This is a genomic window from Flavobacterium sp. (assembly GCF_049318325.1).
Taxonomy (GTDB): Bacteria; Bacteroidota; Bacteroidia; order Flavobacteriales; family Flavobacteriaceae; genus Flavobacterium.
Genome location: NZ_JBMOGQ010000095.1, coordinates 1 through 9,333 on the forward strand (window position 1 = coordinate 1; position 9,333 = coordinate 9,333).

The window sequence follows — 9,333 nt, forward strand, 5'->3', positions numbered from 1 at the left end:
AAAGCACTTCCACCAATTATTGCTGGAACGATTAACCATTTAATTTTGGTTCTTTTGACAAGTGCAAATAAAGCAAATATACCACCTTCACCATGATTGTCAGCATTAAGTGTTATTATAACATATTTTATGGTAGTTTGAAGTGTTAGAGTCCAAAATATACAAGATATTCCACCCAAAACAACATCTCTTGAAATAGCATGTATTCCAATAATGGCTTTCATTACATAGAGTGGGGAAGTCCCAATGTCTCCATATATTATTCCTAAAGTTACTAATAATCCACCAATGGATAATTTACTATGAAGACTCTGATTATGCGAACTCATTATAATATGTTAAAGAGTGCAAATTTATATCTTTTTCAAATAATTGTTTAAGTAATGCTTAATTATTTTTAGAAACAGAGAAGCACCACAATTAGTAGTACTTCTCTTAATTTTTTTAAAGTATAAACTTTTATTTAACTTCTTCTGATTCTATTAGGATTTCCTCAAAATATCCAATTTCTGTGCCACAAGAACATATGAACAGATTTAAAACAAACCTTAAGTTTTTGCATTTATATTTCCCCTCTGTTGTTTAGATAAATAAAAATAATAATTTGAATAGAAGAGTATGTTAGCTACTTTTTAATAGTTTAAATCTTTAATATATTAAAAAAAGAGAGCATTTAGCTTTTTTTTTATTTACCTAATTTCCTGTCTCGATATTGTTGCAATAGTTTTCTGTTGAAGCTTTCTTCTGCTTTTTTGAGCTTTAGAATTTTTATAGGTGAAACTACTCCCTTTAGATTAGCCAAAAATTTCTTTTTCAACTGATACAATTCATCTTCTGTACTTTCCATTTGAGCCAACATTGTTGAAGCATCTTTTTCAGATAAATTGTCAAAAGAATCATTATCTACTCTGTTTAAATAACTTTTTAGTTTTTGCTTTTTAATTTCTTGTTGCTTTTCTTCGAAGGCATTGAATAATGGCCAGAATTTTGTAGCTTCTTCAGATGTTAATGCTAATTCATTAGTAATGAAAGCCACTTTAAGTGCTTTAATCTGTTCTTTCTTTTTGCGAATAATCGGTCCGTCTTGGGCAATAACATTCATGGAAACGAAAGCTATAAGTATTGGAAATATTTTTGATATTTTCATAGTATTAGTCTATTAGGTATTGTTCTAAATTTGAGTTTGATTTTAATGCGTCTTCGATGGTTGCGTCATCAATATTGAAATCCAGTTTCATTTTATCTAAATCATCCTGGTCCAATAAATTTACAATTTCCTCTTCAGAAATGTTTGATTGATACGCAATATAATTCTCCAACGTTGCCGTATCAATTTCTTCTTGTTGGTTGGAATATTTAGGAAATAATGGAATACTCAGCATTAGAATGAGAATGGCTGCCGCAGCAAAATACCAAACTTTTTTGGAACTGAAAATAGAAATCACTTTTGTTTCTTGTTTTGGTAATTGCGCTAAAACTTTTTCTGAGAATGAATCGAAATAACCATCAGGTGTTGTAAATCCTGAAGTTATTTTCGGTTCATTACCTAATTTAAAATTTTTCATGTGCGTTTGACAAATGTAATGTTATATAGTTTAATTGTTTTTCATAAAATCTTCAATTTTCTTTACTGCATGATGATACGACGCTTTAAGCGCACCAACAGATGTTCCGAGAATTTCCGATAGTTCTTCATATTTTATTTCTTCATAATATTTCATTTTAAAAACTAATTGTTGTTTTTCGGGTAATAGTGCAATCGCTTTTTGTAACTTTATTTGAATTTCATTGCCATCAAAAAAAGTATCAGCTTTTAAGTTATCTACAATTCTGGTTTGCATGGCTTCACTAGTCGTACCGTTTCGTTTTGCTTTTTGTTTTATGAAGGTAATTGCTTCATTAGTTGCTATTCGATACATCCAGGAAAATAATTTGCTTTCGCCTTTGAAATCTTTTAAATATTTAAATACTTTGATAAATGTATTTTGCAAAACATCATCAGCATCATCGTGATTTAGAACAATATTCCGAATGTGATTATACAACGGTCGCTGATAATCTTGCAAGAGTTTTTGAAACGCAGCATTCTGCGTTTTCGGATTTAATAATTCCTGAATAAAATCCTTTTCGTCTTGCAAAGTGAAAATTTAGCTTGTTGGAATAAACATAACGAAAAAGGTTTAATCTACTACATAATTAGGGCGTTTCCGATGAAGGTGTGGACATGTCAGGAGATTCAACAACTGGTTCTGGTAACGATTTCGCTTTAGGGAAAACCGGAATGTAAATCTCCGTAATCCATTTAGAAGGTTGCTTGATATCGTCAATAGTTTTTACATAAACTTCTGTGTAGCTTCCTGAAAAATTTTCTTTTAAATCATTGTCAGCTATATATTTTTTGGCTTTTAGCCATACTTCTTTGCTATGAGAATAATCGCCGGTTAAAGTCGTTTTTAAACATGTAAATGCTATTGTTTCTCCAAAAGACACGTCGCTTCCATAGGTAATTGAAATCTGTTCTCTTACAGGAATACAAATCGAAATGGTAGCAAAATCATTTATTACATCATATTTATCATAGCTAACAAATGGTTTTCCCGCCATCGGAATTTTATTCTTTTTAAAAAAATGAACCATTCGCGCCATGAGAATTTTGGTGTTCTTACCAACGCTTTTTATACGACAAGAAACCGTTTGTTTCAAACAATAACCAGATGGTCGATGTACAATTCCATTTACTTTAATAGAATAGGTTTTCATTTCGTAATTCAAGGTTTTATCTAGATTACGCAAACTTTTTTCATAAACATCTCCCAAAATAGAAGTTATACCTCCTTTAAAAAATGAAGTAATTTTAGTCATAATGTTCATTTTACCCTTACTGTGAAGTATAACTTTGGTACCGCCAATAGTATCTTTGAAGGTCCATGAAATAATAGCTGTTGTACCGTTGAAGTTTAACTTTTGTGCAAGACTATCGTTTTCTTTTACATACACTGTTCTAATATTGCCTTCTTCGGAACCGTTTTCAAAAGCACATTTTGCACCAGCTCCAATTGTTTTTGCATCATAATTGAATTTAATTTCGGAGTCTTTTTGCATCCAGGAGCCAAAGGTTTCCCAATTTTTATAATCATTTACGTAATTGAAAACGGTACTTCGGGGTGTTTTTATGATATTGCTTCTAGTAACCTCAAAATCCCCTTTTTGTGTGGCTACATAAACCGTAATTCCAACAAAAGCCAATAGGATTAGCAAGAAGATATATTTTAAAATTCTCATGAAACTATGTTTATTAAGTGTCACAAAGTTATGAATTTTATACTACGAATGTTGATTATATTAGTTTACGTTCAAATTAAAATTAATGAAAACAAGAAGTGAACTTCGCGGTATTTTATTCACCGGACTATCGTAATAGTTAACCTTTTGAAAGGAAAATAACTTAATGCTTAGTCACAATTTTAATAACAAAAAGGATAGTAATAAATAACAGAAATGCAATTAGTATTTTATAACTTCCTTTGTAAACTTTTTGGTGAAGCGCTTTGTCTTTGCCATAGGCATAATAAGCAGCAATTACAAAAGTTACAAAAAACAATGCGGCAAAAATCCATTGACCAGTTGTGAACATTTATTTCAAATTTTCAACAAATTTACTCAAATGTATCCAAAAGTCGTAATTTGCAGCAACAATAAATTTCATTCAAAAATGCAAAAACAAATTAACGCAGTAAAAGAGTTTCATACCGCATTCGGACTTGGTGTAAGTTACGAAATGAAAGGAGATTTAGGCGAACAAAAAAATAGGCTTCGATTCAACCTGATGAAAGAGGAAAACGAAGAATACCTAGAAGCCGTTCAGAATAATGATTTGATAGAAATAGCTGATGCACTTGGAGATATGCTTTATATATTATGCGGAACTATATTAGAACACGGATTGCAACACAAGATTGAAGAAGTGTTTGATGAAATTCAGCGTAGTAATATGAGCAAACTCGGCGAAGATGGAAATCCTATTTATCGTGAAGATGGTAAAGTAATGAAAGGACCAAATTATTTCAAACCTAGTTTTGAAGCGATATTAAAATAAAAAATCCTCCATTTTGGAGGGTTTTAATTTAAACTTTTACTGTCCACCCAAATGAGTCTTCAGCCAGTTTATACTGAATTTTAGTTAGTTTATCTTTTAATTGTAATGCAACAGAGTTTTCAATTTTTGGCAATTCATAATAGTCTTCCTGGAATTGAAAACCCACAATAGGACTAACTACAGCTGCAGTTCCGGCTCCAAAAATCTCTTTTAAACTACCATTTTTAGCACAAGCTATTAATTCTGAAACCAATACCGAACGCTCTTCAACTTTGATGCCGTCTCGATGCGCGATATCAATTAAGCTTTTTCTGGTGACTCCATCTAAAATTCTTTCGCTAGTGGGCGCCGTGAAAATAGTATCGTTTATTCTGAAAAACACGTTCATTGTTCCAGCTTCTTCCAATTTGGTATGCGTAGCATCGTCTGTCCAAATGATTTGTTGGAATCCTTTTTCTTGTGCTAATTTTTGAGGATAAAATTGTGCTGAATAATTTCCGGCCGCTTTGGCTGCACCAATACCGCCGTTAGCTGCACGACTATAATGTTCGGCAATAATCACTTTTACTTCTACCGAGTAATATGAACGGGCAGGTGAAAGGATAATCATAAATCGATATTGTGTTGAAGGTTGTGCAATAACACCCGAACCAATCGCAATCATAAATGGTCTGATATACAAGGTGTTTCCAAGTCCTTTCTTTACCCAATTTCTTTCTAAATCTACGATGGTTTTTAATCCACCAATAAAGATTTCTTCTGGAACTTCAGGCATTGCCATTCTTACAGCCGATTTATTGAAACGATCTAAATTTTGGTCGGGTCTAAAAAGCCAGACATTATCGCTATCGTCTTTATATGCTTTCATTCCCTCAAAAATTGCCTGACCATAATGAAACACTTTTGCTGAAGGATCTATTAAGAAAGGTTCGTAAGGTTTGATGATAGGTTTTTGCCATTTACCTTCTTTAAAATCACAAACGAACATGTGGTCTGTAAAGGTATTTCCAAAGGCAATATTTTCAAAATCGACCTCATTGATTTTAGAGTTTTTTACTCTAACTATATCGATTTCGTTAGTAGTTTTTAACATCATTTAGTAATAGATTTAATATAGAAAACAGTTCAATCACTTAAAAATTAATATGTTACAATTTGTTTTCTAAAAATTAAAGTGGTGTTGTTTGATTTTGTAAAACTAATAAAAATATGTTTGTGTATTGCATGATAAAAGAAAAACAGAAACTTTTTTTAAATATTATTTTTTTGACCATTTCAGCATATAATCTCAAAATAAAAACTCAAAATAATTACTAATTTTGTAACTGAATTTTACTAAACTGTTTATATTCGCAAAACATAAAAAAAACTATTATGAAATCAAATATTACTATTCCAGTTCGCTTTTTAGAATCAGCTCAATATCAAATAATCAATTATTTAAGAATGAGTATAAAAATAAATGTTATCCTAGTTATGTTTTTACTTTGCATCGGACCTATAGCAATGGGTCAGAAGCAAACCAAAGTTTTTGATAGTAAAGATTATGCTTTATTTGGAGATAAATTTAAAGTAACCAAAATTTACTCAAAAAATGAAATGTTGAAGAAGTATAAAAAACTTAAAAAAGGAGATACTATTACAGTTCAGTTTCAATCTAATATTAAACAAGTTTGTAAAAAGAAAGGCTGCTGGATGAAAATGGAATTAGCTGGCGACAATGAATCATTTGTAAAATTTAAAGATTATGGTTTCTTTGTTCCTTTAAATGCTGATAATAGTCAAGCCATTGTAAATGGTAAAGCATTTGTAGATGTTGAATCGGTTGAATCGTTAAAACATTATGCCAAAGATGGCGGAAAATCGGCAACTGAAATTGCCAAAATTACTAAACCAGAAGTAACCTTTTCGTTTTTGGCAGAGGGTGTTTATATAAAGAAATAATTGATACTGAAATAAATTCAGCATAAATGAAAAAAATAATTGTATTTGTTCTCGTTTTTGGATTGTTCTCTTGTCAAAAGAAAGAGGAAAAAGTAGCAGAAAAAAAATGCACTTCAGTAAAAGAAAAAAAACTGGAAATGTATGAAATGTCGGAAATGGCCACTTTGATGGAACAAATGTATGTAGACAATAAAAGATTGAAAGAGCGCATTCAAAAAGGCGATACTATTGGAACATTTCCTAAACACTTTTTAAAAATCTTTACTGCTAAATTTACAGACGAAACAGAAAATGATTTGTTTTTTAAACAAAAAGCAAAAGAATTTATAGCTGCCCAACAATTGATATATAGTGATCAAAAAAATGCAGCCGAACATTTCAATGCTGGAGTTGATGCTTGCTTAAAATGCCACGTAAGTAAATGTGGCGGACCAATTCCGAGAATCAAGAAATTGTATATAAATTAATTTTGATACGCGAAATTATCAAAACCAATGATGGTTCAACCACAATTCATTTGCCGGAATGGAATGAAAGTTATCATTCAAAACACGGCGCTATTCAAGAGGCCTATCATGTATTCATAAAAAATGGGTTGTGCTTCGCCAATTCACAAAAGCTCGGGTCACTTTTCAAAGTAAAATCCATTGCTATTTTAGAAATTGGATTTGGCACTGGCTTAAATACTTTTATTACTTTCCTGGAAGCCAAAAAAACAAATCAAACTATTGATTATGTAGGAGTAGAGGCTTATCCTATTGAAATGGAAGAAGCTATGGAAATGAATTACCCAAATGAAATTGATGTAAGTGAAACAACAGTTTTTAAAAAAATGCATGAATTTAATTGGGACCTAAAGAATCAACTTTCAGATAATTTCACGCTAACCAAACGCAAGCAGTTTTTTCAGGATATTAAGGACGAAGCTTCTTTTGATTTGATTTATTTTGATGCCTTTGGTTTCAGGGTGCAACCTGAACTTTGGTCGGACACAATATTTGTTGCCATGTTTAAGGCATTAAAACCAAATGGTATTTTGGTGACCTACGCTTGTCGAACATCAATAAAAAAAGCGATGTTATCAGCAGGTTTTTCTGTAGAAAAATTACCTGGAGCTCCGGGTAAAAGAGAGATGTTGCGCGCTACTAAAGCATTCTGAAATTTTAACATTTCTAAAGCGTTAAATTTTATGTAAATTTAAATTTGTGTAAGATTATATTTTTTACATTTGATATTTCCGATCCCGTTCTTACCTAATTATATTAATTTAATCAAATAGTTATCTATGTCTAAATCAATGTTAGACCATACTAAAAATGTTTTGAAAAGAGTGAGTTTCGATGTCTCCCTTTTCTGCAAAGAACTTGAAAAAGCATGTAAGGCTTTATTACCTTATGAGTTAGAAGAATTAGCATTATGGCTTTCTAAGTTTATTAAAGAAAAACCAGAATTGCAACATTGCATGTTGCTTATCAATAATAAAAAAAACTAAAGGAAATTAAACAGTTCCTTTTTTTAATTAGTAATTAGGTGGACTATTAACTTAATTGTTTAGTTGAATAATATTTTTTTATAATGCGATGTTATTATTTCGAAAATTTAATCAATTGGTTATTTTACAACTGATAAACCTGAAATGCAATTAAGGCTTTATGAGTTATTATATAAAAATATTTAAGTAAGTTAAAACTTAAAAATATTATAAAAAAATGTAATTTAACGATATTTTATAGCATATTTTTTTGTTTGATAACTTTTTATATTATAATTTTACTAAACGTTCTTACAATAAGATAACCCCAAATCTTAACCAATATGCCTAGAATGATTTATGATTACACTAAATCTGTACTCGAAAGAGTAAGTTTTGATCCTGTTCTTTTTACAAAGGAATTAAAAAAGGCTATTAAAAATTTATTGCCTTATGAGGTTGAACAATTAAAAAAGTGGTTGCAATTTTTTACGAGTGAGCATCCCGAATTAAAACAATGTTTGTCTGTAGTTAGTTAGCAGAAAGAAAATAAGGAGTTTGTGCAAAAGCTCCTTATTTTTTTGAAGTGGACTTATGATTTGTACATTCTGAAATACAATAGCGCCTTTTACTACTCCAGCAATAGTACTTCTCAAGGCGTCTATAATATGAATTTTCAATTCGTTTTTCGGAAAAATTAAACTAACTTCTCTTGCTGGTTTTGGTTCTTTAAAATGCCGTAATTTAAGCTTATCATTTTCTTTTAAATCCAGCGTGTGTAAATATGGAAGAAGCGTTGTGCCTAAACCTTCATCGGCAAGTTTAATTAAGGTTTCAAAACTTCCGCTTTCAATTTGGAAATGTGATTTTTCGTTGGCAGCTGTATTCTTGCATAAATTTAAAATACTGTCTCTAAAACAATGACCGTCTTGAAGCAATAAGATTTCATCAATATTTAAATCTACAATTTCAATTTCCTTTTTTTCAAATGTACTGTGACCTTCGGGAATGTAAGCTACAAATGGTTCGAAATATAAAACAACTTCTTTTATTTTCTCTTCTTCTAATGGTGTTGCTGCTATAGCTGCGTCCAGGTGTCCATTGTTGAGTCGATGAATAATTTCGTCAGTATTCAACTCTTCAATAATCAATTTAACTTTTGGGTATTTTTTAATGAAATTATTTAGGAACATTGGTAATAATGTAGGCATTATCGTTGGAATGATTCCTAAACGAAATTCACCGCCAATGAATCCTTTTTGCTGGTCTACAATATCCTGAATTCTATCAGCTTCGTTAACAATATTCTTGGATTGACTGACAATTTTTTGGCCAATTTCGGTAAGCTGTATTGGTTTCTTAGTTCTGTCAAAAATCTGAATACCTAACTCTTCTTCAATTTTTTGAATTTGCATGCTCAATGTTGGTTGGGTTACAAAACACTTTTCGGCAGCAAGAGTAAAGTTTTTGTGTTCAGCAACAGCGAGTACATATTTTAACTGTGTAATGGTCATAGTATAATCATATTTTATGCAAATATAAAAACTATAAGATAAATTTATAATTTCTTTGATTTAAACTATTGCTAAAGATTTTACACATTGAATTTACTTGTTTTCTTTGATGATGAATAAATACTAGCTTTATTTTATTTATTTCTATTTGTTTTTTGATAACTATGATTTTTACAAAAAAATATAATATTTTTACAAAGTTTGTTTGATTTTCCTGTTTTTTTTACAACTCAAATATTATGACAAAAAATACGCATCTATTTGCCACTCTTAAATCTGATTTTGCTTCTGGTTTAGTAGTTTTTTTA

The 9,333-nt window shown here is 30.5% G+C and carries 14 protein-coding genes; 6 read left to right on the forward strand and 8 right to left on the reverse strand.

Annotated elements, in window-relative coordinates; translation table 11 throughout:
* From ACOYLP_RS08915 to ACOYLP_RS08940, 6 genes are all read right to left on the reverse strand, one after another.
* Positions 1-329, reverse strand: a 329-nt coding sequence (locus ACOYLP_RS08915; RefSeq protein ID WP_422855826.1) for a KUP/HAK/KT family potassium transporter, incomplete at its 3' end; no start/stop codon positions are given.
* Positions 330-685: 356 nt separating this feature from the next.
* A complete protein-coding gene (locus ACOYLP_RS08920; protein WP_422855827.1) occupies positions 686-1,147 on the reverse strand; it encodes a sensor of ECF-type sigma factor in 462 nt (153 codons plus the stop codon).
* A gap of 4 nt (positions 1,148-1,151) precedes the next feature.
* On the reverse strand, positions 1,152-1,565 hold the full coding sequence (locus ACOYLP_RS08925; protein ID WP_422855828.1) for a hypothetical protein: 414 nt from the start codon (positions 1,563-1,565) through the stop codon (positions 1,152-1,154).
* A 30-nt stretch (positions 1,566-1,595) separates the two neighbouring features.
* Positions 1,596-2,138, reverse strand: a complete 543-nt coding sequence (locus ACOYLP_RS08930; protein ID WP_422855829.1) for an RNA polymerase sigma factor — start codon at positions 2,136-2,138, stop codon at positions 1,596-1,598.
* Between the two features lie 58 nt (positions 2,139-2,196).
* Positions 2,197-3,282: an SRPBCC family protein gene (locus ACOYLP_RS08935; RefSeq protein ID WP_422855830.1), complete on the reverse strand. Its 1,086-nt coding sequence runs from the start codon at positions 3,280-3,282 to the stop codon at positions 2,197-2,199.
* A gap of 163 nt (positions 3,283-3,445) precedes the next feature.
* Complete coding sequence (locus ACOYLP_RS08940; protein WP_422855831.1) at positions 3,446-3,634, reverse strand: hypothetical protein; 189 nt, start codon at positions 3,632-3,634, stop codon at positions 3,446-3,448.
* A gap of 78 nt (positions 3,635-3,712) precedes the next feature.
* On the opposite strand from ACOYLP_RS08940, the gene ACOYLP_RS08945 reads away from it, so the two are divergent.
* On the forward strand, positions 3,713-4,096 hold the full coding sequence (locus tag ACOYLP_RS08945; protein ID WP_422855832.1) for a hypothetical protein: 384 nt from the start codon (positions 3,713-3,715) through the stop codon (positions 4,094-4,096).
* Between the two features lie 28 nt (positions 4,097-4,124).
* Here the strand turns inward: ACOYLP_RS08945 and ACOYLP_RS08950 are convergent, their stop codons facing one another.
* Positions 4,125-5,192, reverse strand: a complete 1,068-nt coding sequence (locus ACOYLP_RS08950; protein WP_422855833.1) for a branched-chain amino acid aminotransferase — start codon at positions 5,190-5,192, stop codon at positions 4,125-4,127.
* 278 nt (positions 5,193-5,470) lie between these two features.
* Between ACOYLP_RS08950 and ACOYLP_RS08955 the strand changes: the two genes are divergently transcribed.
* From ACOYLP_RS08955 to ACOYLP_RS08975, 5 genes are all read left to right on the forward strand, one after another.
* Positions 5,471-6,040 (forward strand): DUF4920 domain-containing protein, encoded by a 570-nt coding sequence (locus ACOYLP_RS08955; protein WP_422855834.1) that lies wholly within the window; start codon positions 5,471-5,473, stop codon positions 6,038-6,040.
* A 26-nt stretch (positions 6,041-6,066) separates the two neighbouring features.
* Positions 6,067-6,507 carry a hypothetical protein gene (locus ACOYLP_RS08960; RefSeq protein WP_422855835.1) on the forward strand — a complete coding sequence of 147 codons (441 nt, stop codon included), beginning with the start codon at positions 6,067-6,069 and terminating at the stop codon, positions 6,505-6,507.
* Positions 6,462-7,199: a tRNA (5-methylaminomethyl-2-thiouridine)(34)-methyltransferase MnmD gene (gene mnmD / locus ACOYLP_RS08965; RefSeq protein WP_422855836.1), complete on the forward strand. Its 738-nt coding sequence runs from the start codon at positions 6,462-6,464 to the stop codon at positions 7,197-7,199. The genes ACOYLP_RS08960 and mnmD overlap by 46 nt, the downstream gene beginning before the upstream one ends.
* Positions 7,200-7,325: 126 nt before the next feature.
* On the forward strand, positions 7,326-7,532 hold the full coding sequence (locus ACOYLP_RS08970; RefSeq protein WP_422855837.1) for a hypothetical protein: 207 nt from the start codon (positions 7,326-7,328) through the stop codon (positions 7,530-7,532).
* Positions 7,533-7,855: 323 nt separating this feature from the next.
* On the forward strand, positions 7,856-8,050 hold the full coding sequence (locus ACOYLP_RS08975; RefSeq protein ID WP_236396980.1) for a hypothetical protein: 195 nt from the start codon (positions 7,856-7,858) through the stop codon (positions 8,048-8,050).
* Here the strand turns inward: ACOYLP_RS08975 and ACOYLP_RS08980 are convergent.
* Positions 8,021-9,025, reverse strand: a complete 1,005-nt coding sequence (locus tag ACOYLP_RS08980; RefSeq protein ID WP_422855838.1) for a LysR substrate-binding domain-containing protein — start codon at positions 9,023-9,025, stop codon at positions 8,021-8,023. The genes ACOYLP_RS08975 and ACOYLP_RS08980 overlap by 30 nt on opposite strands.
* Positions 9,026-9,333 lie beyond the last annotated feature (308 nt).